Genomic DNA, 24,837 nt, shown 5'->3' on the forward strand with positions numbered 1-24,837 from the left:
GAGGAGAGCGTGGTTGTTGCCGATTTATCGGCTTTACAACCACGGCCTACCCCTTGCGGGTGGGCGACATAGCCGGCTCTATGGCAACGACGAGCAACGCCGCCATGCGAAAAAAGACGCCGTTTCATGTTGCGATATTTCTGAGTCACGGCACTAGGGTTCGGGGTCGGATTTAAGAACGAGCTCGATCAACTGCCCGAGCGACTTCACGCCCATCTTCTCCGTGATGTTGGCGCGGTGCCCTTCCACCGTCCGCACCGACAGGCCCAGTTCCGCTGCGATCACCTTGTTGGGCTTGCCCCGCCGCAGCAGGTCGAGCACTTCGCGCTCGCGGCGCGTCAGGGCGGCGAGGCTGCGGCTCGCCCGGTCGCGGCGGTCCTCCTGGTTCCAGACCTCGCCGTACTTGTCGAGCGCGGCCTGAATGGCGTCGATCAAAACCTGGTCGTTGAAGGGCTTCTGCAGGAATTCGAACGCGCCGCTCTTCATTGCGCGCACCGTGATCGGCACGTCGCCGTGCCCGGTCACGATGATCACCGGCAGATGCGCGCCCTCCTGCGCCAGCTTTTCCTGCAGATCGAGCCCGCTCATGCCCGGCATGCGGATGTCGAGCACGAGGCAGCCGCGCATGCCGGGCTGGAAGGCATCGAGAAATTCGCGCGCGGACGCGAAGGTGCGCGCATTGAGCCCCACCTGCTCGACCAGCCAGCGGATCGCGTCGCGCACGGCCGCGTTGTCGTCGATGATGAAGACGTTGGCGTTATGCGTCGGTGTTTTCTTCATGCGGCAGTTCTCCCCAAGTGCCCGGCAGGGTAAAGCAGAAAGTGGCGCCGTTCATCGAATTGTCGTCCAGCCAGAGGCGTCCGCCATGCGCATCGATGATGCTCTGGCTGATGCCGAGACCGATGCCCATGCCGGTAGGCTTGGTGGTGAAAAACGGCTCGAACAGCCGGTCGGCGACGTCGTCGGGGCAGCCCTGCCCGCCGTCCCGGATGCAGACCCGGACATCCCCGCTGCCGTCGTGCGTCGCCCGGATGACAATCTCGCGCCGCGTCTCGTCGAGGCCGGACAGGGCATCCATGCTGTTGCGGATCAGGTTGAGCAGCACCTGTTCGATCTGGATCGGATCGGCCATCACCCCAGGCAGATCCGGCGCCACGTCGAGACGCATCCGGATCTGCTGCTGGCGGAGCTCGGCGCGCACGAAACTCGCCGTCTCCCGGATGACCTCGCGCAGATCGATGCGCTGCTGTCGCCGTTCGCCCTTGCGCGCGAAGTTGCGCAGGCGGCGGAATATCGCGCCGCCGAGCTCGGCCTGGCGCACCACCTGTTCCAGACCGTAGCGCACCTGGTCCGGTTTGCAACTGCCGGTGTCGATGATGCGCAGGCAGGTCTGCGCGTAGGTGGTGATCGCGCACAGCGGCTGGTTGAGCTCGTGCGCCAGCCCCGAGGTCATCTCGCCGAGTATGCTCAGGCGCGCGACGTGCGCCAGTTCCGCCTTGTGCTGGCGGTCGATCTCCTCGGCGCGCACCAGGTCGGTGATGTCGTGTCCGGTGGAAATGAAGTGCGTGATGCGCCCCTGCGCGTCCTTCAGCGGCGTGATGGTCTTCTGCTCGTGGAAGATGCTGCCGTCCTTCTTGCGGTTGACCATCACGCCGCGGTAAGCGTTGCCGTTCCCGATCACGTCCCACAGGTCGCGGTAGAACGCGTCGTCGTGCAGGCCCGAACGCAGAAAATAGGTCTTCTGGCCGATCACGTCTTCCTTGACGTAGCCGGTGAGCCGTTCGAACGCCGGATTGACGTATTCGATGCGGCGCTCGTGGTTGGTGATGATGACCGTGTCGGCCGTCTGCTCCAGCGCGCTCGACAGCTTGCGCATGTGCGCCTCGGCGCGTTCGCGCTGCAGTTCGTTGCCGACCCACTGCGACATGAGCTTGAGCGTCTCCAGGTCGGTCGAACTGAAGGGGGTGCGGCGCGGCGCCTGGCTGGCGAAGCAGAGCGTGCCGTAGAGGCTGCCGTCGACCTGCACGCGCGCGCCGATGTAGGCTTCCAGGCCGTGCTCCCGGTAGCTCGGATGATCCCGCCACGCGCTCGCGCCGGCCTGTTCGAAGGCCACCGGCTCGGTGGTGAAGACCGTCGCGCTGCAATAGGTCTGATCCAGATCCCTGACGACGCCCGCGGCATACGCCGGGCTGTCGCTGATCGCGTCCTGGATGCGGAAGAAGCCGCCGTCGATGCGGGACAGGATGGCGATGGGCAGGCCGAACTGCTCGCAGCCGAGCTGCAGCAGGCGATGCAGCTTATCGTCCAGGCCGAGTTCGAGATCGGAACTGATCTCGTGGAACGAGCGCAGCACCGTCGCGTGGAAACGCAGATCCTCCTCCGCGCGCTGGCGCTCCGCCTCCGCCGCCACCCGATCCGTCACGTCCTGCAGAATGAGCATCGCCCCGCGCTGCCCCGTCCTGTAGGACAGCGGCGTCAGCGTGACTTCGAGGAAACGGGCCGCCCGCTCTGCCGCATCGATCTCGATGATCTCCGGCCCGACCCGCTCCATGTTCTCCAGGCTGCGCTGCAGCCATTCGTCGAGACGCGTCCGCTCGCGTGGCGGAAAATGGTCGCGCAGCGGGCGCCCCAGGGCGGCGCGCTCGCTGGCGGCCAGCGTGGCCGAGGCCTGCCGGTTGAGGGTCAGGATCGCGCCGTCCGGATCGATCGTGAGCACGCCGATCGGCGCATGGTCGAGCAACTGATCCAGATAATGCGTCGCCTCGGGCTGCAGCAGCGGCAGTTTCTCCAGTTGGATCTGCGCCTTGGAGATCGTGTTCAGATAATGCGCACGCTGCTGCCGGCGCTGGATTGAATTGCGGATCGCGGACGGCAGTTCGTCGGCCTCGTCCGTCGACCAGGGCGTCACCTCGTTGCCCAGCAAGGGGCTGAACATCAGCGTGCGGCGCAATTGCGCGCAATGCGCGGATGCGCTGAGGATCAGGATCGGCACGCGGTTGTCGTAGGCGTGGATGCGCTGGGCCACGCGCACCGGCTCGTCAACCGCCATGCCCAGAAGCACGGTGTCGGGATGCCGGTGGCCTTCCAGCATCGAGTAGTAGAGCGCCTCCAGATCGGCCGCCACCTCGACCGCGACGCCCGGCTGCAGGTCGCGCTGCAGAAAGTCCGCCACGGCCGAATCCACGCCCACCAGATACAGCAGCCCCGGTTTCGCCGAACCGCCGCCGAACATCATGGCCGTCAGTCCGACAACAGCGGCTGGCCAAGCAGCGCGCGTCCGATCCAGACGCGCAGGATGTCGGTGGTGGGCGACATCAGATGCGCGGCGCGCGCGTCGCGCAATAGCCGGTGCAGACGCGAGCCCTTGCGATAGCCGATCCCGCCGCACAGAGTCATCGCTTCGTTGACGACGGCCACCACGCAGTCCGCCACCTCGACCTTGGCCGCCATGACCGCGGTCAGCGAATCGGGATCGCCCGCATCGAAACTCGCGGCCGCATGATAGGTCAGCCGGCGCGTGCGTTCGACCATGCCCCACAGCGTGCCGAGACGGTGTTGCAGGACCGACGCCTGCGCGAGACTGGAGCCGGTATGCGTGTGGTAGCGGCGGCTCAGGTGCCGCCGCGCCTCCTCCAGCGCGGTCGTGGCGGCGCCGAGAAAGGTGCCCGCCATGGCAATCAGGAAATAGGGCAGCACGACATTGAAGATGTACCAGATCTGGTCGCCTTCCTTGCCGAGCAGGTTGCGGCGCGGCACGCGGACACCCTGCAGTTCCATCGTGCGCGAGGAATTGCCGCGCATGCCGAGGCCCTCCCAGTTCGCGCCCCAGCGGATGCCCTCGGCATCCGCCGGCACGACGATGCAGGAAAACTGCCCGATCGGCGCTTCCGGCGAGGCGGCGACGACCGACACCACGTAGGAATCGGCCTGGCCGCCGTTGGTCACGAAGGTCTTGTTTCCGGTCAGGCTGAATGCGTCGTCGGAAACGGTCTCCATGGTGGTCTGCGGCAGGTAGAAGTGGACGCCCGTTCCGGCCTCGCTCAGCGAGAGCGTCGTGATATGGCGGCCTTCGCAGATCGGCGCAAGAAAGCGCGCCTGCTGATCGGGGGTCGCGTTGGCGGAGATGACGGACGATCCCACGCAATGCATGCCGAAGCAGATGGCGGTCGACGTGCATTCCTGGCCCAGGATTTCGCACGCCCTGGCCAGCGCATGGAGGCCGTGCCCCTTGCCGCCGTAAGCCGCCGGCACCACCAGACCGCCCAGCCCTTCGCGCTGCAAGGCCCGAATGCCCGCTTCCGGCCAGCCGGCCTCGGCATCGACCGTGGCCGCATTCGGCGCGACCACCGCTTCGGCGATGTCCTGCACCTTGAGCATGAGCGACGCAAAATCCTGCCTGTCCATACTGCGCTCCCGATTTGCACGACCGGTGCCCATGATACGACCTGCGGCGGGGTTCATTGAAGCCCCGCGCCCGGCATCAATGATGGTCGATCAGGGAGAAGGACAACACCTTGTCGACGGACTCGATGCGGTTGGCATTTGTGCCCACGACGCACTGCCCCTGCTTGTCGCATCCCCACAGATGATAGGCCCGGAATTCGAGCAGATCCGGATGCAATTGCTCGCGATGCGGCATCGTCCGCGAATCCAGCATGTCGGTGGCGCGTTCGGACGCCAGCATGCCCTTGATGCGCTTCAACTCGGCCATGAGATCCTGCGCCTGCTCGCCGTTCCAGCTGCCCACCGCGCGCCCGCTCGTTGTCTTGATTTCGTCCATGTTTGCTTACCTCCGGTCAAAAACGCTCGCGTACCATGCTCAGGACCGCCTTGGGCAGAATCCAGTTGCTGCCCTGCTTCTGTTCCTGAACCGCTACCTTCATGTTGTCGGTCGTGAAATGAATGCCCCGTTCGGCTGCCAGTTTGCAGTAGGCAGCAATGAAACTGTCGGCGTCGCGCGTCTCGTCGAGTCGGGTCAGCAGCGCGGGCTCGCTCATCACGATTTCCCCGAACTGCTTGATCGATTTCTCGAACGGCCTGTTCTCGATATCCCTGTCCTGCGCAGCTTTCAACATAACAATCTCCTGATCCGATTCGTGTGATGGGTTTCGCCCCGATTTGCCCCCGGGATACCGCGCGGCCCTCCGCGCCAGCCGTATCGCACCGGGTACACGACGATTTATACGCAATGCAGCCGTCAGGGTTAATTCGTAATGTCACGGCCGGAAGCAGGTAAAACCACGTATCCGCCGCGACGCATGGCGGGCGCAGGCCTGCATCGAGGGGGCACTCGAACGCGCAGCCGTGCTCCCGGGTTGCGGCTGCGCCGTCACGCCCGCACCGGCGTCACGTCGAAGCCAGCGCTCTTCCAGGCCTCGATTCCGCCCGCCAGGGAGGTCACGTTAAGGTAGCCCAGCTGTTTCAGGGTATGGGCGGCGAAGGCGCTGCGTCCGCCCGTCTTGCAGTACACCAGGATTTCCAGCTGGCGATCGAGCAGTGTTTTCTCGCAGGCCGGATAGGTCGGGTCGACCTTGAATTCAAGCACGCCGCGTGGAACGTTGCAGGCGCTGCCGATGCACCCTTCGCCGAATTCCGCGGGCTCGCGCACGTCCAGAAGGACGATGCCTTTTCGCGCGGCCAGCTCGCGCGCGGCGGTAGGGGCATCCCATTCGACGATCCGGGACCTGGCCTGGGCGATGAGGTCTTGCGTGGTAAAGCTCATGTGAAGTCTCCTGCAAATAGGAAACCGGCCTTCATTCTGCCAGGCCGATGTGTTCGAGATAGCTGCCGGCCTCCAGCAGATGGCCGGTTTCCGCCGCTGCGGCCAGGCGGATGCGCAACACCCAGCCCTCGCCGTAGGGATCGCTGTTGACCAGTCCGGGTTCGCCGCGCAGGCGCGGATTGACCGCCAGCACGCTGCCGTCCACGGGCGCGATCATGTCGGACACGGCCTTGTGGGATTCGATGGTCCCGAGGGGGGTGTCCTGGCGAATGGCAGCGCCCACCCGCGGCAGGTCCAGGAATACGACCTCGCCCAGGCTTTGCTGCGCGAAATAGTTGATCCCCACCAGGGCTTCGTCCCCATCCAGGCGCTGCAGCCAGAGGGCGTCGCGGTGATAGAGGCGGTCTTCAGGATAATGTGCCGGCATGATGGGTCTTCTCGCGTTTCATGGGTTTGTGCACGGCCTGGCCGAGCGCATCCTCGGCGGCTTCCAGCAGCGCTTCCGACAGAGTGGGATGGGCGTGCACGGTTTGGGTGATGGCATGCACGGTGGCGCCCTGGCGGATCAGCACCGCAGCCTCATGCACCATGTCGGACGCGTGTGCGCCGACGATGTGGACGCCGAGCAGGCGCCCGCTGACGCGGTCCGCCACCACCTTGGCCAGGCCGGTCAATTCGCCCATGGCCTGGGCCTTGCCGAGGCAGCGCAGGTCGAAGCGGCCGCAACTGACGACATGGCCTTGGTCGACGGCGTCCTGTTCGGCGAGGCCGACGCATCCGATCTCCGGCATGGTGAACACGGCCCACGGGATGGCTGCTTCGTCGAGCGGCACGGGGTCCAGCCCCAGGGCGTGATCCACCGCCAGACGCGCCTGCGCCGAGGCGGCATGGGCCAGTGCGAGGCGGCCGTTGACGTCGCCCACCGCATAAAGCCCCGCCAGGTTGGTACGCATCAGGCTGTCGGTCACGATCTCGCCGCGCTGGCCCACGGCCACACCGGCTTCTTCCAGGCCAAGTCCCGTGCTTTGGGGGCGGCGCCCGACGGCGACCAGGGCGCGTTCGGCGGTGGCCGCCAGCCGGCCGTCGGCATAGGCGGCGACGCCGTCCGGCGTGGCCTCAAGCCGTTCCACCAGGCAGCGGCCGATGAATTCGATGCCGAGCTTGCGCATTTCCCGCTGCACGACGGCGGCGATATCCCGATCCAGGAAAGGCAGCGGGCGCTCGGCCATGGCGGCGAGGGTCACCTGCACGCCCAGGGTGTGCATGATGAAGGCGAATTCGCAGGCCACCACGCCATCGCCGACGATGAGCAGGGAGCTCGGCAGGGTGTCCCATTTCAGCAGCTCGTCGCTGGTGGCGATGCGTTCGCCGTCGACCTGGAAACTGGCCGGCCGGATGGGGCTGGAGCCGGTGCAGACCAGCACGGCGTCGGCTTCGACCATGCCGTGCCCGGGCACGTCGACGTGCCGGCCGTCGACAACGCGGCCGCGCCCCTGGACAGGGGTCACTTTGCGGTCTGCCATGAGGCCATCGATGCCGCGATTGAGCAGACCGATAACCTGCCCGGCCTTGGCGCGCATCGCCGGCCAGTCGGCCTCGATGCTGCCGTTGAGGCGCAGGCCGCAGGTTTCCGCGCGGCGCATTTTTTCAAGGAGATTGCAGACCTCCACCAGGGTCTTGGTGGGGATGCAGCCGCGATGCAGGCAAGTGCCGCCCAGGGGATGCGGATCGATCAGGGTGACGCTGGCGCCTTCCGCCGCGGCGTGGGATGCGGCGACGTAGCCTGCGGGGCCGCCGCCGATAATGGCGATATGTTTGGGCATGGTGTGTCTCCTGTGTCCGTCCGACCGCCCGGAGGCGCCGAACGAACGCGTGCTTTCAGGTCAGGCCGGAAGCGCCTCGGCCTCCATCAGCTTGCCGTTGAGGGTGACCTGGCCGCTGACCTCGATGGCGCGTGTCAGGGTATCCAGCACCGGGCAGTGGCTTTCCACCGTCTGCACCAGTTTCATGAGCGTTTCGGCGTCGGCCGGGCTATTCACCTCGGTCTCGAAAATGATCTTCTGGTAGCCCGGCGGGGTGGCCCCATCCATGCCGAACAGGCCGCGCAGGTCGAGATAGCCGCGCAGATTGACCTTGACGCTGTCGAGCTTGACGCCCATGACCGAGGCATAGGCGCTGTACATGATTTCCTGGCATGCGCCCAGTGCGACCAGCAGCAGTTCCACCGGATTGGGCGCGGCGTCGGCCCCGCCCAGTTCGGGCGGTTCGTCGACGACGATGGCCGGAAAGTCGCGCACCTTGGCGCTGCAGCGCACGTCCTCTTCGAGTCGGGTATCGGCACGGAATACCACCTTGGCGGCACCGGAATTGCCCTGGATGCCGGCGATGGTCTGCATCAGGGCGGCTTTGACGGTTTCTTGCGACATGATCGGTTTCCTCTCGTGTGTGGGGGATCGGCGGCGCGCGACAGTGCATGCCGTTGCTTGCATTAAATGGGATTGCAGCGATGAAAATAATTCGGACGAGCGCGCATCCGGATGAGTAGATTCCCCTAATCCGGCTTGGGTATGCCCGGCGGCACGCGCCGGAACGATGCCCATGCTCGACGGCAGCGCCAGTCTTCCCCGGCTGGAATGGCGCAGGACTTGCGGCGACAGGCTGCGGCCTCAGGAAGCCGGGCTGGCTTCGTTCGCCGCCTGCGTTTCCATGCGCATCCACACCTGCACCAGTTCGGGCAGGGAATTCACACGCATCTTGAACATGACATTGGCGCGATGCACCTCGATGGTCTTCGGGCTCAGGCCCAGTTCGATGGCAATCACCTTGTTGGCCTTGCCGGCCACCACGTGCGCGGCGACTTCCCGCTCGCGCGGCGTCAACTGCCGGTAGTTGGCCTGGATCCGGGCCAGCTCCCCATGGCTGTGGCGGCGTTGCCGGCACAGTTCCAGGGCCAGCTGGATGCGATCGAGCAAGGCCTGGTCGTTGTATGGCTTCTGCAGGAAATCGATCGCGCCGGCTTTCATCGCACGCACCGCCATCGGCACGTCGCCGTGACCGGTGACGATGATGACCGGCAGGCACCAGTCGCGCTCCAGCAGGTGATTCTGCAACTCCAGGCCACTCATGCCGGGGATGCGCACATCCAGCACCAGGCAGCCCGGGGCGGTGCCGTCGTAGGCATCGAGGAATTCGCGCGCCGAGGCATAGCCGCACACCCGATGGCCGACCGACTCCAGCAGCCAGTGCAGCGATTCGCGCACGGCCTGATCGTCGTCGATCACGAAAACGGTTTGTTGTTCAGCCATCTATTTGCTCCGCAGTTGCCAGGCACAGGGTGAAGCGAAACGTGAGCCCATCGCCGTTCGGGTTGGAGAGGGAAATCAGGGCGCCGCCATGGGCCTCGACGATGGAGCGGCAGATCGGCAGGCCCATGCCCATGCCGGCCGATTTGGTGGTGAAGAACGGCTCGAAAATCCGGCTCTGCATTTCGCGCGTCAGCCCGGAGCCGGTATCGCGCACCTCCACCACCGCCTTCTCCTCCGCCACATAGGTGCGCAGTGTGAGATAGCGTCGTCCGGGCGGCACGTCGCCCATCGCCTCGATCGCGTTGCGCACCAGATTGAGCACGACCTGCTCGATCTGGATGGCATGGCCCAGCACATGCGGCATCCCGGCTGCCAGACTCAGCCTGACGTCGACCTGGTGCAGCTTCACTTCCGGCCCGGCAATCAGCATGGCTTCGCGCACGATGGCATGCAGATCCTGTGTCCGGCGGGGGCTGTCCTCCTTGTTCACGAAACGGCGCAGGCTGCTGATAATGCCGCCGGCGCGCTCGGCCTGCTGGCAGACCTGCTCGATGGCCTGGGTCAGGTCTTCCACCGTGCCGCCGCCGGAACGGATGCGCCGCAGGCAGCCGCGCGAGTAGTTGGCAATGGCGGCAAGCGGCTGGTTCAACTCGTGCGCCAGACCGGAAGCCATCTCGCCCATGGTGTTGACGCGCGCCGCATGGGCCAGCTCGCGGTAATGCAGGCGCACCTCGTCCTCGGCGTGCTTGCGCGCGGTGATGTCGCGCGTGATGCCAAGCAGCGCGATCACGTTGTCGCGCCCGTCGCGCAGCGGAACGACGTGGGTTTCCATCCAGCACCGGCGGCCTTTCAGGCTGACGATCTGGAACTCCATGACGCCGGATTCGCCGGCAAACACCCGTTCGGTGAGGGCGCGGTATTCGTCGCGGAATTCCGGCGCGACCATGTCGTAGACCGAGGTGCCGATGATGTCGCCCGGCTGACCGGCTTCGAGCAGCGCCAACCCGGCCGGGTTCATCTCCAGCAGGATGCCGTCGAGGGTTTGCAGCTTCACGCATTCCGGCTCCGAAGCGATGATCTGGCGCAGCCTGTTTTCGTTTTCCGCCAGTTTCTCTTCGGCCCGGCAGCGTTCGCCGATTTCCTTTTCCAGCACCTGCTTGGAATGGCGCAAGCGCAGGTTGAGACGGGTAACGTACAGCACCAAACCCGCCATCAGGGCAAGAACGGTCGACAGCAGTGCCCAGGCAAACGGATTAGCGGGGTAATCCAAATGATTCGCTCCGGTCGGATCGGGTCATTCCGGAACTGTGTGGCCTGAAGCGGCCAGCATCCATCCGGACGAACAAGCTTCCAAGCAACTATCGAACCAATTTGCAAGGCATGCCGCAAAGGCCGGCCGGCACTGGATTCCGGATCGCTTGAGCGGGCGCGATCTGTCTCGCGCTCGCGACAGCCGGATGACACTCTGTCATGCGGGCACGATTCCCCGCCGTCGGTTCTCGTGACAAGCGGATCGCCGGTTGGGTGCAGGCATCCGCCGGAACACCCGGCTTGAGCGGGCTATTTCCCGTGCGCCGCTTCGGGGGCCGGTTGCGCGCGCACCCGCCCCCCGGCCCGGGCGCGGAGGTCTCAGAAATGCCGTCCTACCGCCAGGCCGATCAGCAGCGGATCGAGCTTGATGGTCTCGATCTTGGCGCCGCCGCCGCCCGGCCGCACGTCGGTTTCCAGGTAAAACTTCTTCACATCGAAATTGATGAAATAGTCCTTGTTCACGCTGTAATCGAATCCGGCCTGCAACACCGCTCCGGTATCCGCCGGAAACCTGCGCAAGCCGTCGAACACCGGCCCGCTCTTGTCGAAGAACACGGTGTGGTGGATGCCGGCGCCGACATAGGGGCTGAAATCCGACTTCGGCATGAAATGGTATTGCAGCATCAGGTGGAACGGCGCCATGCTTGCCTTGCCCAGCGTCGTGCCGCCGGCGCTGAAGGTATGGCGCGTGATCCCGGCGGCCGTGTTCAGTGCCAGGTTCTCGTTCAGGTAATAAGTCAGGTTCAGGATCGGTTTGGTCTCGTTGCTGGCATCCGCCCCGACCACGGGCGATTCGACGTCGGGACGGATGTTGACCAGCCCAAGGCTCACATCGAGCCGCTTGTCGGCATGCGCCAGCGTGGCGAACGCCGCCAGCAGCACACCCGTCAGCGTGGCGCAGGGAAAAGATTTGTTCATTGCGTCTCCTTATGGTTGATGGCCCAGCGCGTCGCGCGAGGGGCCAGGCTTCCATTACAGGGGTACGCCAGAGCGCCGTAAATTGGCATCAATACTGTGTCAATACAGTATTACTACCTAGTGTCGTGACTCGGAAATATCGCAACATGAAACGGCGTCTTTTTCCGCATGGCGGCGTTGCTCAAGGGAATTCCCATGGCTCGCCTGCGGAGGATTCGCTGCGTTGGGGTGTTGCCGGGCTCGGGGAAGCGCCGATGAGCGGCGCCGGCGCAACGCGCTCGACGCGGCCTCAGTCGCGCGGCGCCGGCACGCCCAGCGTGATCTCGATCGTGCTTTGCTTGCCGGCGCCATCGCGCACGGTCAGCGTCATCGGCACGCTGTCGCCGCCGCCGAGCGGCGTTTTCAGCCCGATCAGCATGGCGTGCAGGCCGCCGGGTTGCAGGCTGACGGTCTTGCCCGCGGGCAGCCTGATCGATTCCAGCTCGCGCATTTCCATGCGCTCGCCGTCCATGCGCATGAAATGCAGCTCGACCGCTGCCGCCGCCGGCGTGGCGCCCGCCACCAGTTCCAGGTCGCGCTCGGCGGTGATGTCCATGAATGCGCCGGCTACCTGCTGGCCCGGCACCGTGGGGCGCGCCCAGGCGTTCTCGATCCTGACATCGGCCGCCTGCGCCGGGCTGGCGAACATCAGGGCGGCGAGCAACGGAAGCACATAAATACGCATGGCAAACTCCTGGTCGGATCGAAGCTTCAGTTCTCGCTGCCCAGGGCCTGCCAGACCTTCAGCGCATCCACTGTGGACGCCACATCGTGCACGCGCACGATCGCGGCGCCGCGCATCGCTGCGAGCAGCGCCGCGGTGACGCTGGCGATCATCCGTTGCTCCGGAGTCCGGCCGGCAATCTCACCGAACAGCGATTTGCGCGACACCCCGACCAGCGTCGGCGCCTCGCGCGTGAAGCGGCGCAGTTCGCGAAACAGTGCAATGTTGTGCGCCGGCGTCTTGCCAAAGCCGAAACCCGGATCCAGCACCAGCCGCTCGCGCGCGATGCCGGCATGGCGCGCTGCCTCGAAACGGGCGCGCAGATAATCCGCCACTTCCTGCGCCACATCGTCGTACGCCGGCGCCAATTGCATGGTTTGCGGCGTGCCCTGCATGTGCATCAGGCAGACGCCGCAAGCGGAATCCGCCACCGCCTGCAGCGCGCCCGGCGCGCGCAGGGCGTTGACGTCGTTGATCATGTCGGCGCCGGCGGCCAGCGCGGCCGCCATCACCTCGGTCTTCATGGTGTCCACCGACAGGGCCGCGCCGCACGCCGCGAGGCCGGCGACGACCGGCAGCACGCGCTGCAATTCCACCCCCGCATCGACCGGCGTGGCGCCAGGCCGCGTCGACTCGCCGCCTATATCGAGAATGTCGGCGCCCTCCTCGCGCAGCCTCAGGCCGTGCTCGATGGCGCGCCCGGCATCGGCATAGCGGCCGCCGTCGGAAAACGAATCCGGCGTCGCGTTGACGATGCCCATGACCAGTGGACGCTCCAGGTCGAAACGATAGCGGCCGCATTGCAGCATGGTTCAGCCGCTCCCGAATTCGAGGGTTTCGCAATTGCCGATCCAGACCAGCCACATGCGCGCCGGATCCAGATTCTGAAAATGCCCGGCCACCGCCTGCAGCACTTCGTGATGCGTCACCACCAGCACGGCAGATTCGTCGGCCTCGCGCAGGTCGGCCAGAAAGCCGTGCACGCGCGCCACCATTTCGCGATAGGACTCGCCACCCGGCGCCTTCCACGCGAAAGGATCGGGCGCGCCCTGCATGGCGTTGAGATACTGCGTCACCGGCCGCCCTTCGAAACCGGTATTGCGGTCGTCGAGCCGGGCGTCGACATGGATTTCGGCGTAATGGCATGCGTTGACGATGGCCGCGGTTTCCTGCGCGCGGCGCAGGCGCGAGACGTAGACGCGGCGGATCGGCAGGCCGCGCAGACGCTCGGCAGCGGCTTGCGCCTGCAGCCGTCCGGTCGGAGTCAGCGCCACCGGCACGGCGGGATCGGCATTGCACAGACCGCTCAGGTTGTACTCGGATTCGCCGTGGCGCAGGAACACCAGTTTTTTCATGCCGGCGCCAGGATTTCCCCTTTGCCGCCGAAGGCGAGGTCGCCCATGTAGCGGCGCACGCGCGGCGAGTCCGGCACCACGCCGGGCAGGATGGCGTCGGCGTGGCGGCGCAGCAGGCCGAGCCAGGACAGATCCGCCACGCCGGCATCGTTGTAGGTGGCCGGGATGATGTCCGGCGCACGGCCGAGAATCAGGCTGCCGCGCCGCAGGCCGGGGCCGGGCGCGCCGGCGCATCCCCCGGCGACCACCAGGGTGCCGGCCAGCAAGCGCGCACCGCAGGCTGCGCCTGCCTTGCCGCGCACCAGGATCAGGCCGCGCCGCATGCGGTCGCCGAGGCGGTCGCCGGCATCGCCCGCCACTGCGACGACGCCGCCGCCCATACCGGCGCGCTCGCCGATCAACGCGGCGCCGAGCCAGTTGCCGGCATTGCCGGCGATGCGCAGCAGGCCGCCGCGCATGCCGTTGGCTGCGCAATCGCCGGCGTCGCCTTCGATGAGCAGTTCGCCGCCGCGCAGATTCTGCCCGGCATAATGTCCGGCCGGCCCTTCGACGCGCAGCGTGCCGGCCGTCATACCCTTGCCGAGGCAATCGAGACGGCCGCTGCCGGCGTCAATCAGCAGCGCGCCCGCCTCGCCCGGCGTCACCGCGAACAGCTCGCCCAGCGCCACGGGATTGCCGTCCACCCGCACGGTTTGCGCGGCGATGTCGCCGGCGCTACGGCCGCCCAGGGTTTCGGGCAGCACGCCGCTCATGTCGATGCGGCCGGCCGGGGCGGCGCGCAAGCTCAGTGTCATGGCGCTCATGCCAGGATCTCCCGCAGACGATAGTGGAACTGCCCCAATTTGCCGCCGTAATTGCCGGCCGACAAACGCACGATGCCGCCCGCCGCGCCGATCGCACACACCGCGTCGAGGCCCGCCTTCATGGCCACGCGCATGTCGGCGTCGCTGACCGCGTCGATGACGATCTCCAGCACCGCTTCCACGTCGGCGCCCAGTTCCGATCGGGCCACGCCGCGCAAGGTCGGACAGAAGGCATCGTTGGTGGACGCCGGCAGCGCCTTGTACTTGGAGCCGATCTTGGAACCGGAGCGCACCACGCCGCCGGGGAACGGCGCGATCGCGCCGGGCACGCCAGCGATCGCCGCCGCCGCCGCCTCGCAGGCGGCGAGCGCCTGGGCGCGGGAACGGGCGAGAACCAGGAAGTTGCCGCCGCCGACGGAGCGCAGCAGGCCGGTGGATTCTTCGGCCAGGAATTCGCCATCCATCACCGGGATGCGCCAGTAGCGCCGGCCGCCGATCAGTTTGGACATCTGCCAGCCGTCGCCGAAATAGCGCAGGTTCTTGCCCAGCGGCAACGGCTCCTCGCCTTCGCAGCCGGCGAACACGGCGGTGGTGGGACAGGTCAGTACGCACTGGCCGACGCGGCGTTCCAGCTGTTTGGCCAGTTCCTTGGTGGAGACCGCGAACAGCAGGCCGGCCACACCGGGACGGCCGTCCGGGGTTTCCTCGGGGGCAAGTTCGCGCTCGATGGCCGCCTCGCAGCCGCAGGCGATCACCGAGGTGGCGAAGCCGAAGGCTGTGTTGGCCGCATGCTTCGCCCAGGTCAGGCTGTCCGCGGTGATGAGGATGCGGGTGGCCTTCATGCCGAAGGCTTCGGCATAGGTGTCGTCGATGCTCACGCCATTGATGATCACGCCGTCCTCCCCTTGCACGCATGGGGAATCAGCTTGCTGGCGCCGCAGGCGCAGATCTCGTCGTCGCTTACCCGGATATGTTCCATCTTCACGGTCATGTAACGGTCGTAATATTCCTTGAGCGGTTTCTCGATCGCCTTGTCGTATTCCGGTTTCACCGCGTGCTGGGCGCCGTTGACCACCTTCACCACCCGGCCGTCGCGCACGATGATCTGGCCGTCCTTGAATACGTACTCGGGTTTTTCGAACATCGCTTCGCGGTTGGCATCGTCGTGGTACACCACGATGTTCGCCGCCGCACCCGCGCCCAGATGTCCATGCTCGGAGAGGCCGAGGGAACGGGCCGGCGCGGCGCGGGTCATGATGGCGATCTCGTACAGGCTGTATTCCCGCTCCAGGCTGCGCAGCTGGCTGTGGGCCGCCGCCTCGGCATTGATCTCGTCCAGTTTCGCGTTGCGGAAGCCCCGGTCCATCAGCAGCCGGATCAGGTGGGGATAGCTGGTGAAGGGCGCGCCGTTGGGATGGTCGGTGGTCAGAAAAATGCGCCAGGGGTCGCCGACCCGCAGGAACAGTTCCAGACCGATGGCCCATTGCAGCGCGTTGACGAAGTTCTTGTCCTTGTACTTGAACGGCACCACGCCGCAGCCGGCATCGCACTCGATGTCCATGGTCACCCATTTGTCCGGGCTGGCATGACGGTGATTGCGGTGCTGGCTCATGTTGTCGCCGGAGGCGGTGACGGTCTGGCCGAACAGGACCTGGCCGACGTCGGCCGACACGTTGCTCATGCGGTTGATGGCGTCGGCGATGCGTTCCGCCTCCGAGGAGAACTTGCGCTCCCCTTCCGTGCCGTAGCTGTGGAACTGGATGTGGGTCAGGTGGATGGGCAGGCCTTCCGCCGCCGCCATGGTGGCGAGCGTGCTGTCGGCGTTGCCGGGAATGCCCAGGTTGCTGGCGTGCACGTGCAGCGGATGCGCCACGCCCAGTTCGTGCACGGCACGGGCCAGGGCGCGGATCACCTGGCGCGGACTGACGCCGTAATGCGGGTGCGCCTCGTCCAGGTCCAGGTTGCGGGCGTTGAACTTGAAAGCGGAAATGGCGCCCGGGTTCACCACCTTGATCGCCATGGCCTGGGTGGCATCCAGCGTCCAGCCGACGTAGTCGTTGATCAGGCGCTGGTCGCTGCCGGAAGCCAGCAGGCGCAGGAAGAAGTCGTCGCTGCCGAGCATGGCGTAGGCGCCCTTGTCCACCATCGGAATATCGCCCATCTCCAGATGGGCGTGGCGCGCGTTGGAGGGCAGCATGGCCGGCTCGAAACAGGCGGTATAGCCCATCTCGGCGTAGCGGTAGCCGGTGGTCCAGGTGGACGGCGCGGCGTGGCCGCAGCCGGCGTGCATGTCGCCCATGGCCGGTACCGGATCGGCGCGGTGATCCTCCGGCAGCAGGGCGCGGGCGATGTTTAGCTTGCCGCCGCCGATATGGGTATGCAGGTCGATGGCGCCGGCCATCACGACCCGGCCGGCGAGGTCGATCTCGCTGTCGATGCGGGTTTCCGGGCCGGGCGCGGCAACGATGCGGCCATGCTCCACATAGAGATCGCGCACCTCGCCGTCGACGCCGTGCGCGGGGTCGTAGAGGCGGCCGCCTTTAAGTCGCAACATGATTCATCTCCTGCTGGATCGCGGCCAGGGCCTGGGCCACGCTGGGCAGTTCGGTGGCGGTGTGGCCTTGCAGCGGCAGCGCCACCACCCCGTCCATGCGGTGCATGAAGCCGGCGTGGTGCACACCGGGCACGGCCACCGGAATGAATACATCCGGCGGGTCGGCAAAGACCATGTCCGGCCGGCCCAGGACGATGCGCGGGCAGGCGGCGGCGGGCGGCACGCGCTCCGGATCGAGCGCGGCGATCCATAGCAGGGCATCCACCTCGCGCGTTTCCAGCAGACGCGCGCTATCGAACAGCAGCGGCTGATAGTGCGGGCCGGAAGCCTCGAAGGCGGTACGCAGCGGATAGCCCGCCTGCCAGGTGCAGACCTGGGCAGCGGAGGTGTCGCCGTCGTTGCCGCCGAGCGGCAGGCCCGACCAGCGCGTGGTCTGGTTGAGATCCTTGACCAGATCGACCATGGCCTGGATCGCCAGGTCGGCGTGCGGAAACGTCAGTTCGGCCGCGTTCCACACCAGCACGCCGTAGCGCGCTGCGCGCAGCGTCTCCAGCAAGGCGTCGACCTGATCCATCGGCACCCCGGCCACGCTGTCGGCATCGAGCCGCCGGCCGGCCAGGCGCGCGCGCAGGGCGCCGCACAACTCACCCAAACGCGCGTTCGGCAGCGGGACGACGAGATCCGGCGAGACGGCGTGCGCCGCCTCCGCGGAAAGATCGCTACCCAGGACAACCAACCGCCGGCGCAACTCGCCGAACTGGGATTCCGGCGCCAGGCAACGCTCGAAGAAACGCGGAAAACGGCGGGTGTCGGTGCCGGCGAGCACGATCAGATCGGCGCGGTTGCGCACTTCCGACAGCGTCGTGGTCATCCAGCCGCCATCCTGGTATGCCAGCCAGTTGCGGAACTGGGCGGCGCCGTTCATGTGATCGACCACGCCGCCGGTTCGTTCGGCCAGCGCCAGGGCGGCACGATGGCCGGTGACATCGCAGGCCAGCCCACCGATCAGGGGGCGCTGCGCGCGCGCCAGAAGAGCAGCGGCGGCCCGGTAGGCGGCGGCAGGTTCGGCCGCCTGACCGGCAACCTGGGCCGTTCCGCGCGCAGGCACCGGGAACAGTCTGACGGCGCGCGCGCAGGCCGGGCTCTCGGCGCGCGCACCGCTAGCGTCGACCGCGACGCGGATGTCGTCGCAAACGAGTCCGCAGAAAGGACAGCAGGAATCAGGCATGGAGTGAGGTCGATGTGTGTGGAAGCGACCTGATCATGCAGATTCCGTGCCACATGCAAGGCGCGACGGCATTTGTCTGGCGAATCAAACGGTTTGTCCTGCTGGCGCCAGTGCGCCCGGCGTCCCGGTCAGATGTCACGCCGTCTGTTCCGCGTGACAGAGTGTCACACAGTGACAACCCAGCCGAAGCGATAGCGCACTGATTGGTATGGTCTTTTTTCATGGCATGGGGCTTGCTTCCAGTCAATCCCAGGCATCCTTGATTACATTGACCAATGAATCTCACCACCAATCGCAGCGCAACCGTAAGAGCCCCCGCAAGGCTGCATATGGGGTTTCTCGACCTCAACGGCAGCCTCGGGCGGAATTTCGGCAGCCTGGGGCTGGCCGTGGAGGAGCTCGCCACCACCGTCACCGCGTATGTCGATGACCACATCTCGGCCGAAGGCCCCCAGGCCGACCGGGCCGAGGCTTACGCGCGCTCGTCCCTGCACGCCCTCGGCATCGAGGGCGGCGTGCGTCTGTTCATCCAGCAGGCCATTCCGGAGCATACCGGGCTGGGCTCCGGCACCCAGCTCGCCCTGGCGGTCGGCACCGCGCTGGCACGCCTGTACGGCATGACATGGTCGCCGCGCGAGGTGGCCACCGCACTCGGCCGCGGCGGGCGCTCCGGCATCGGCCTCGGCCTGTTCGAGCATGGCGGCTTCGTCGTCGACGGCGGCCGCGGAGAACGCGACCTGCCGCCCACGCTGATCTCGCACCTGACATTCCCCGCGCAGTGGCGGCTGGTGCTGGTATTCGACCCCGCCTACCGGGGACTGCACGGCGAAGCGGAAAAACAGGCTTTCGCCAGCCTGCCGACATTTCCGGAGGCCAGCGCCGGCCATCTGTGCCGCCTGGCACTGATGCAGGCGATGCCGTCCCTGGCGGAAGGGGATGTCGCGGGCTTCGGCGCCGCCATCAGCGAGATCCAGGAGGTGGTGGGCGACCATTTCGCGCCGGCCCAGGGTGGCCGCTTCGCCAGTCCGCGCGTGGCACGCGCCCTCGACTGGCTGTCCGGAAACGGCGCCGCCGGCGTGGGCCAGAGCTCGTGGGGGCCCACCGGGTTCGCGCTGGCGGATTCGGAAACGCGGGCGCGCGCCCTGGCCCAGTTTGCGCGCATCGAGTTCGCTGCCGACGGCCTCGAATTCATGGTTTGCGCCGGCCGCAACCGCGGCGCGGATATACGCATCGCGGCGAATGCGGCGCAGGCCCCGGCACATCACTGACCCGCTACGGGAACCCCCAACAAAATAACGATGAAGCCCATGGAAAAACCCTATCTGCTGCATTTCGCAACGCCGGACAACCGGGTCAGCCCGTTCGACGTGAACATGGCTTACGACGCCGGCTGGAACGCGGTGATTCCCTATGGCGGAGTCGGCCTCGCCGACATCGCCGGCTTCACCCAGGACGCCATTTTTTCGCGTGGCCCCAAGGGCGCGAAGCGAACCGGCATTTTCATCGGCGGCCGCGACGCGATCCTCGCCACCGATATGCTGGATGCCGCTCGCCGGGCCATGGTGCCGCCGTTCGAGGTTTCCGTGTTTGCGGATCCCAGCGGCGCCTACACCACGGCCGCCGCCATGATCGCCAAGGTGGAGCAGGCCCTGACGCAAGCCCACGGCACGACCCTGGATGGCCGTCAGGTCGTGGTATTCGGCGGCACCGGCCCGGTGGGCATGACAGCGGCGGTGCTGGCCGCGCAGGCGGGCGCCCGGGTCACGATCCCGGGGCACGACGGCCTGGCTCGCGCAAGCGTAGCGGTGCGCCTCCTCAATGGCCGCTTCGGCGTCGACATCCAGGCCGACGACGCCAGTTCTGACGCGGCCAAGCACGCCCTTCTGGCACAGGCCGAGGTCGTACTGGCTACCGCCAAGGCCGGGGTGCAGGTGCTCGGGGCCGCGCATCTCGGCCGTGCCGCGGCACTCCTGGTGGCGGCGGACATCAATGCGGTGCCGCCGGCGGGCGTGGAAGGCATCGGCGTCATGGACGACGCCGTTCCCCTGTCCAGCGCTACCGGCAAGGCTGTAGGCATCGGGCCGCTGGCCATCGGCAACGTCAAATACAAGGTTCAGCAAGGCTTGCTGCAGAAGATGCTGGCTGCCGGAAAGCCGCTTTATCTGGGTTTCCCCGACTGTCTGGACGAGGCCCGCCTGCATGCAGCCTGAAGCCCGCCCAGAGGCTTTTCTCCTGGTATCCCTGAGCGGCCGCGGCCTGGCGCAGGCAGCGGCACGCGCCGGCCGCATCGCGGTGGGCATGGACGGCTTCGCCGACCGCGACACCTGCGACCTGGCCCCGCTCTGGCAGCGGCTGCCGCTGGACGAAAACGGCGATCTGGCGCCCTTGGGGCTGGTCGAAGCCGCCGCGCGCCTCAGCCCGCTAGAGCATTGCCTCGGCCTGGTGTACGGCTCCGGCTTCGAGGCCCAGCCGGAGTTGCTGAACCGGCTGGCCTGCGGCCGCCAACTCCTGGGCAATCCCGCGGAAGTCCTGGCCGAGAGCGCCAATCCCATGCGTTTCGCCAGCCTGGCGCGCCGCCTCGAACTGCCCTTTCCCGAAGTGCAGTCCGCCCCGCCCGCAGACCCCGCCGGCTGGCTGGCCAAACGCGCCGGCGGATGCGGCGGAATCCACGTGCGCGAAGCGGCGGGTATCGCGGCGCGCCGCGGCGTCTATTTCCAGCGCCGCGTGGACGGCATGCCCTGCTCGCTGCTGTTTCTCGCCGATGGCCGGGAGATGCGGGCGATCGGTTTCAACCGTCTGCTGCCGGCGCCGGCCGAAGCGTCCGGACGCTGGGCCTACGCCGGCGCCGTGGCGCTCGACGATGCGCCCGGCGGCGTCGGCCCGGCCGTGCAGGCAGCGGCCCGCGCCCTCACCGCTGCGCTCGGCCTCAGGGGTTTGAACGGCATCGATTTCGTGGTGAACGGCAGCGGCTGGAGCCTGCTGGAACTCAACCCCCGCCCCACCGCCACGCTGGAACTCTGGGATGCGAATCCGATGCCGGCCCTGTTCGACCTGCATGTCCAGTCCTGCCTCGGACGCCTGCCGGTCGCACTACCCAAACCGGAGGCGAGCCGCGCCGTCGCCGTAGCCTACGCCGGCGAAACCCTGCGCGTTCCCGCCGGCTTTCCCTGGCCGGACTGGAGTGCCGACCTGCCCCGCATGGGCACCCTGCTGGAACCCGGCGACCCGGTCTGCACGGTGCACGCGACGGCGGCCGATGCCAACGCGGCGGAACAACAGGCCTTGAGTTTCCGCCAGCGCATTCTCGAACGTCTGTCCCGGCATGGAGCGGTCGAAACCGACCGCACGCCCCTCCGCCCTGGACGCGTTTCACCCCTCCTTTCCACCACCGGGCGGAACTGAAGCACCATGACCCTGAATCCCACCCCTACCTCGCCCAGCCTCAACCAGCTCGCCGCTCCGCTGGTGGAGCAACTGGTGCAACAGGCGCAAGCACTGCGCCTGTCCGTTTCGCGCCAGGCCAACGGCACCCGCATCGTCGACGCCGGAATCCAGGTGCCGGGCGGGATCGAGGCAGGCCGGCGCATCGCCGAGATCTGCCTGGGCGGCCTTGGTCAGGTCGCCCTCGGCCCCTCGGGCAGTTTTACCGGCTGGCCCTGGGAGCTCGCCGTATCGACCGCCCAGCCGGTGCTGGCCTGCCTGGGTAGCCAGTACGCCGGCTGGAGTCTGTCGCATGGCGAAGGCAAGGAAGGATTTTTCGCCCTCGGCTCCGGCCCAGGCCGCGCCCTGGCCGGCAAGGAAACGCTGTTCCAGGAACTGGGCTACCGGGATCAGGCCGAGTCCGCTTGCCTGGTGCTGGAAACCGGCAAGGTTCCCCCCATCCCGCTGCTCGACAAGATCGCCGACCAATGCGGCGTGGCGCCGCAGCAGTTGACCCTGATCCTCACCCCGACCAGCAGCCTGGCCGGTTCGGTTCAGGTGGTGGCGCGGGTGCTGGAAGTGGCCCTGCACAAGGCGCATTTCCTGGGTTTCCCGGTGGCGCATATCGTCGACGGCATGGGCACGGCGCCGGTCTGCCCGCCATCTCCGGATTTCCTCGTCGCCATGGGCCGCACCAACGACGCCATCCTGTTCGGCGGCCGCGTGCACCTGTTCGTCTCCGGCGAGGAGGCGGCGGCGGAAGACCTGGCCCGGCGCATGCCCAGCGAGGCGTCCAGCGACTATGGCCAGCCCTTCGCCCAGGTCTTCAAGGCGGCCGGCCATGATTTCTACAAGATCGACCCCCTGCTGTTCGCCCCTGCCAGCGTGAGCGTCACCTGCCTGACCACAGGCCGCACCTTCCGGGCCGGACATCTGAATGGGGAACTGCTGGAGCGTTCGTTTTCATGATCGGCCGCATCGCTCTCTTCACCGACGACCCCGGCTGGCACGGCAAGAAGCTCGCTCGCGCCTTCGCCGCCCGCGGCTATCAGGCGGTGAACCTGTCGCTGAGCGAATGCCGGGTGGATCTGGAGCGCGGCATCGCCGGCCTGGTGCTGCCGGGTTTCGAGGAGCGCCTGCCGGACGGCGCTTTCGTGCGCGGGGTGTCCGGCGGCACCCTGGAGCAGGTGATCCTGCGCCTGGATTTCCTGCACGCCCTGCCCGCCGCAGGCGTGCCCGTATACAACCCGGTACGCGCCATCGAAACCAGCGTGGACAAGGCCATGACCAGCCTGCTGCTGCACCGGGCCGGCGTGCCTACCCCGCCCACCTGGGTGATGGAGTCCGAAGCCCAGGCCCGCGCCCTGCTGATACGGGAAGCCGCCAGCGGCCACGAACTGGTGCTGAAGCCCCTGTTCGGCTCCCAGGGCAATGGCCTGCGCCGCCTGACCGCGCCCGCCGACCTGCCGCCGGCAGCCGAATACCGCGACGTCTACTATCTGCAGCGCTTCGTCGGCTCGACCGCCGGCAACTGGGAGGACTACCGGGTTCTGGTCGTGGGCGGCCGCAGCCGCGCCGCCATGATCCGTCGCGGCGCCAGCTGGATCAACAACGTGGCGCAGGGTGCCTGCTGCCTGCCGGCGCCGGCGGACCCGGCGTTGTTCCAGATGGCGGAGGCGGCCAGCCAGGCCCTCGGCATGGCGTACGCCGGGGTGGATCTGATGCGCGACCGGGACGGCCGGCTCACGGTGATCGAGGTCAACAGCATCCCGGCCTGGCGCGGTCTGCAAACGGTCGTGAAAGACAATGTGGCCACCCTGCTGGTGAACGATTTTCTCGACCGCTACGTGGAAGCCGCCTTGCAGGAGCGTTACGCATGAACGCGCGCCTGTCTCCCCTGCCCGGCACCGCAGAACTCGCGGAAGCCTTCCGCGCCGCCTGCGAACTCGACGTGCTCGCCTTCAAGCCCGGCAACGTCAGCGTCGAATCGCCCGGGCACGGCATGCACGCGCGCGATTTCCTGCTCAGCGCCGAAGCCGCCGCCCCGCACGCGGCCGACCGCACACTGCCGCTCGGCGAACGGATCTATCGCGCGATCGAAGCGACGCGCCAGGCGGTCGGCTGCAACACCAACCTCGGCATCGTGTTGCTGACGGTGCCGCTGCTCCATGCCGCACAGCATCGCCTGCCGCACGAGTCCCTGCCGCAGCGCCTGCGCCGCGATCTCGACGAGACGACGCGCGACGATGCGGAATGGGTCTATCGCGCCATCCGTCTGGCCGCGCCGGGCGGACTCGGCAGCAGCCCGCGCCACGATGTCCACGCCGCCCCCAGCGTGAGCCTGCTCTCGGCCATGCGCGAAGCCGCGCAACGCGACCGCATCGCCAGCCAGTACGCCAGCGGTTATGCCGACATTCTTGGCCTCGGCATGGACGCACTGAAGCAGGGCCGCACCCGCTGGGGCGAGGAAACACGGGCGCTGACCGATGTCTACCTGACCTATCTGAGCCATTTTCCCGACAGCCACGTGCTGCGCAAATTCGGTGCGCCTACCGCGGCGCAGGTGCAGCGCATGGCGCGTGGCTGCGTCGCCGACATGGCGCCGTGTCTCGGCTGGGACTGTGCCCGGCGGCATCTCGCGAGCCTCGATCAAATCCTGAAATCGGCCGGCGTCAACCCCGGTACCAGCGCCGATCTGGCCGTTGCCACCTGGCTCGCGGATCGCCTGTCGGCGACGCCAGCCGGCGCCCCTGATGCGGGCCGGCCGGCAGGAGGGCAAGCCGATATTTGATGTTTCGAAACGTCTTCCAGACGTTGTAGCAGCGGCTCCTCAGCGGATAACTCGGCGCTGGCGGACCGTCCCAATCCAACCGAGTCAGTGCAATTCAAGGAGAAAGTAAAAATGGCTAAAATCGATCGCGTAATGGTAGGCGAGGCCTTGGTTGGCGACGGCAACGAAGTGGCGCATATCGACTTGATCATGGGCCCCCGCGGCAGCGCCGCCGAAACGGCATTCTGCAATGGGCTGGTCAACCAGAAGGAAGGCTGCAATACCCTGTTGGCAGTGGTCGCCCCCAACCTGCCTTGCAAGCCCAACACCATGATGTTCAACAAGGTGACCATCAAGGGCGCCAAGCAGGCCGTCCAGATGTTCGGCCCGGCCCAGCGCGGCGTCGCCATGGCAGTGGCGGACTGCGTCGAAGACGGCACCATCCCCGCCAACGAGGCCGACGACCTCTTTATCTGCGTAGGCGTGTTCATTCACTGGGAAGCCGCCGACGACACCAAGATCCAGGACTACAACTACGAAGCCACCAAGCAGTCCATCAAGAATGCCGTTTCCGGTACGCCCACGGCAGCGGATGTCGTAGCCAAAAAAGGCAAAGCGGGTCACCCGTTCGCCGCCCACAACTGATCGGGAGAGCGTAATGCGTTGCCTGGAGTGCGGAACCACGGTA

General features: G+C 67.0%; 26 protein-coding genes. 7 read left to right on the forward strand and 19 right to left on the reverse strand.

Annotated features, from left to right (window positions below):
* Positions 1-153 precede the first annotated feature (153 nt).
* The 19 genes from Q0L94_RS16410 to Q0L94_RS16500 form a co-directional block, all read right to left on the reverse strand.
* Positions 154-780: a response regulator transcription factor gene (locus Q0L94_RS16410; protein ID WP_296755387.1), complete on the reverse strand. Its 627-nt coding sequence runs from the start codon at positions 778-780 to the stop codon at positions 154-156.
* On the reverse strand, positions 758-3,235 hold the full coding sequence (locus tag Q0L94_RS16415; protein WP_296755390.1) for a PAS domain S-box protein: 2,478 nt from the start codon (positions 3,233-3,235) through the stop codon (positions 758-760). The genes Q0L94_RS16410 and Q0L94_RS16415 overlap by 23 nt, the downstream gene beginning before the upstream one ends.
* Before the next feature lie 5 nt (positions 3,236-3,240).
* Positions 3,241-4,404 carry an acyl-CoA dehydrogenase family protein gene (locus Q0L94_RS16420; RefSeq protein WP_296755393.1) on the reverse strand — a complete coding sequence of 388 codons (1,164 nt, stop codon included), beginning with the start codon at positions 4,402-4,404 and terminating at the stop codon, positions 3,241-3,243.
* 76 nt (positions 4,405-4,480) lie between these two features.
* Complete coding sequence (locus tag Q0L94_RS16425; protein WP_296755395.1) at positions 4,481-4,780, reverse strand: hypothetical protein; 300 nt, start codon at positions 4,778-4,780, stop codon at positions 4,481-4,483.
* A gap of 16 nt (positions 4,781-4,796) precedes the next feature.
* Positions 4,797-5,075 (reverse strand): hypothetical protein, encoded by a 279-nt coding sequence (locus Q0L94_RS16430; RefSeq protein WP_296755397.1) that lies wholly within the window; start codon positions 5,073-5,075, stop codon positions 4,797-4,799.
* 254 nt (positions 5,076-5,329) lie between these two features.
* Positions 5,330-5,722 (reverse strand): rhodanese-like domain-containing protein, encoded by a 393-nt coding sequence (locus tag Q0L94_RS16435; RefSeq protein WP_296755399.1) that lies wholly within the window; start codon positions 5,720-5,722, stop codon positions 5,330-5,332.
* Positions 5,723-5,753: 31 nt separating this feature from the next.
* Positions 5,754-6,149 (reverse strand): glycine cleavage system H protein, encoded by a 396-nt coding sequence (locus Q0L94_RS16440; RefSeq protein ID WP_296755401.1) that lies wholly within the window; start codon positions 6,147-6,149, stop codon positions 5,754-5,756.
* Entirely contained in the window at positions 6,130-7,545 is a 1,416-nt protein-coding gene (lpdA, locus tag Q0L94_RS16445) for a dihydrolipoyl dehydrogenase (RefSeq protein ID WP_296755404.1), read from the reverse strand. The genes Q0L94_RS16440 and lpdA overlap by 20 nt, the downstream gene beginning before the upstream one ends.
* A gap of 60 nt (positions 7,546-7,605) precedes the next feature.
* Positions 7,606-8,148 (reverse strand): OsmC family protein, encoded by a 543-nt coding sequence (locus Q0L94_RS16450; protein WP_296755406.1) that lies wholly within the window; start codon positions 8,146-8,148, stop codon positions 7,606-7,608.
* Between the two features lie 240 nt (positions 8,149-8,388).
* Positions 8,389-9,027 (reverse strand): response regulator transcription factor, encoded by a 639-nt coding sequence (locus Q0L94_RS16455; RefSeq protein WP_296755409.1) that lies wholly within the window; start codon positions 9,025-9,027, stop codon positions 8,389-8,391.
* Positions 9,020-10,297 (reverse strand): ATP-binding protein, encoded by a 1,278-nt coding sequence (locus tag Q0L94_RS16460; protein WP_296755411.1) that lies wholly within the window; start codon positions 10,295-10,297, stop codon positions 9,020-9,022. Before Q0L94_RS16460 ends, Q0L94_RS16455 begins: the two co-directional genes overlap by 8 nt.
* Before the next feature lie 359 nt (positions 10,298-10,656).
* Positions 10,657-11,256: an OmpW family outer membrane protein gene (locus tag Q0L94_RS16465; protein ID WP_296755414.1), complete on the reverse strand. Its 600-nt coding sequence runs from the start codon at positions 11,254-11,256 to the stop codon at positions 10,657-10,659.
* Between the two features lie 289 nt (positions 11,257-11,545).
* Complete coding sequence (locus Q0L94_RS16470) at positions 11,546-11,980, reverse strand: copper chaperone PCu(A)C (RefSeq protein ID WP_296755416.1); 435 nt, start codon at positions 11,978-11,980, stop codon at positions 11,546-11,548.
* A gap of 26 nt (positions 11,981-12,006) precedes the next feature.
* Positions 12,007-12,828, reverse strand: a complete 822-nt coding sequence (gene folP / locus Q0L94_RS16475; RefSeq protein ID WP_296755419.1) for a dihydropteroate synthase — start codon at positions 12,826-12,828, stop codon at positions 12,007-12,009.
* 3 nt (positions 12,829-12,831) lie between these two features.
* Positions 12,832-13,374, reverse strand: a complete 543-nt coding sequence (locus tag Q0L94_RS16480) for a histidine phosphatase family protein (protein WP_296755420.1) — start codon at positions 13,372-13,374, stop codon at positions 12,832-12,834.
* Positions 13,371-14,177, reverse strand: coding sequence for a formylmethanofuran dehydrogenase subunit C (locus Q0L94_RS16485; RefSeq protein ID WP_296755423.1), 807 nt, complete (start codon positions 14,175-14,177; stop codon positions 13,371-13,373). The genes Q0L94_RS16480 and Q0L94_RS16485 overlap by 4 nt, the downstream gene beginning before the upstream one ends.
* Positions 14,174-15,070 carry a formylmethanofuran--tetrahydromethanopterin N-formyltransferase gene (gene fhcD, locus Q0L94_RS16490; RefSeq protein ID WP_296755425.1) on the reverse strand — a complete coding sequence of 299 codons (897 nt, stop codon included), beginning with the start codon at positions 15,068-15,070 and terminating at the stop codon, positions 14,174-14,176. The genes Q0L94_RS16485 and fhcD overlap by 4 nt, the downstream gene beginning before the upstream one ends.
* Positions 15,067-16,731 (reverse strand): formylmethanofuran dehydrogenase subunit A, encoded by a 1,665-nt coding sequence (locus Q0L94_RS16495; RefSeq protein WP_296755428.1) that lies wholly within the window; start codon positions 16,729-16,731, stop codon positions 15,067-15,069. Before Q0L94_RS16495 ends, fhcD begins: the two co-directional genes overlap by 4 nt.
* Positions 16,718-17,959, reverse strand: a complete 1,242-nt coding sequence (locus Q0L94_RS16500) for a hypothetical protein (RefSeq protein WP_296755430.1) — start codon at positions 17,957-17,959, stop codon at positions 16,718-16,720. The genes Q0L94_RS16495 and Q0L94_RS16500 overlap by 14 nt, the downstream gene beginning before the upstream one ends.
* Positions 17,960-18,234: 275 nt before the next feature.
* Here Q0L94_RS16500 and Q0L94_RS16505 point away from each other — a divergent pair, with 275 nt between their 5' ends.
* The 7 genes from Q0L94_RS16505 to fae all read left to right on the forward strand — a co-directional run bounded on the left by Q0L94_RS16505 (position 18,235) and on the right by fae (position 24,794).
* On the forward strand, positions 18,235-19,227 hold the full coding sequence (locus Q0L94_RS16505) for a beta-ribofuranosylaminobenzene 5'-phosphate synthase family protein (RefSeq protein WP_296755433.1): 993 nt from the start codon (positions 18,235-18,237) through the stop codon (positions 19,225-19,227).
* A 39-nt stretch (positions 19,228-19,266) separates the two neighbouring features.
* Positions 19,267-20,169 carry an NAD(P)-dependent methylenetetrahydromethanopterin dehydrogenase gene (locus Q0L94_RS16510; RefSeq protein WP_296755435.1) on the forward strand — a complete coding sequence of 301 codons (903 nt, stop codon included), beginning with the start codon at positions 19,267-19,269 and terminating at the stop codon, positions 20,167-20,169.
* Positions 20,159-21,361, forward strand: a complete 1,203-nt coding sequence (locus Q0L94_RS16515; protein ID WP_296755439.1) for an ATP-grasp domain-containing protein — start codon at positions 20,159-20,161, stop codon at positions 21,359-21,361. Before Q0L94_RS16510 ends, Q0L94_RS16515 begins: the two co-directional genes overlap by 11 nt.
* Before the next feature lie 6 nt (positions 21,362-21,367).
* Positions 21,368-22,348: a methenyltetrahydromethanopterin cyclohydrolase gene (mch, locus tag Q0L94_RS16520; protein WP_296755442.1), complete on the forward strand. Its 981-nt coding sequence runs from the start codon at positions 21,368-21,370 to the stop codon at positions 22,346-22,348.
* Positions 22,345-23,259, forward strand: coding sequence for an ATP-grasp domain-containing protein (locus Q0L94_RS16525; RefSeq protein WP_296755444.1), 915 nt, complete (start codon positions 22,345-22,347; stop codon positions 23,257-23,259). Before mch ends, Q0L94_RS16525 begins: the two co-directional genes overlap by 4 nt.
* Positions 23,256-24,170 (forward strand): triphosphoribosyl-dephospho-CoA synthase, encoded by a 915-nt coding sequence (locus Q0L94_RS16530; RefSeq protein ID WP_296755447.1) that lies wholly within the window; start codon positions 23,256-23,258, stop codon positions 24,168-24,170. The genes Q0L94_RS16525 and Q0L94_RS16530 overlap by 4 nt, the downstream gene beginning before the upstream one ends.
* Before the next feature lie 111 nt (positions 24,171-24,281).
* Positions 24,282-24,794, forward strand: a complete 513-nt coding sequence (gene fae, locus Q0L94_RS16535) for a formaldehyde-activating enzyme (protein ID WP_296755449.1) — start codon at positions 24,282-24,284, stop codon at positions 24,792-24,794.
* The last annotated feature ends 43 nt before the right edge of the window (positions 24,795-24,837 follow it).

The organism is Thiobacillus sp. (genome assembly GCF_024708915.1).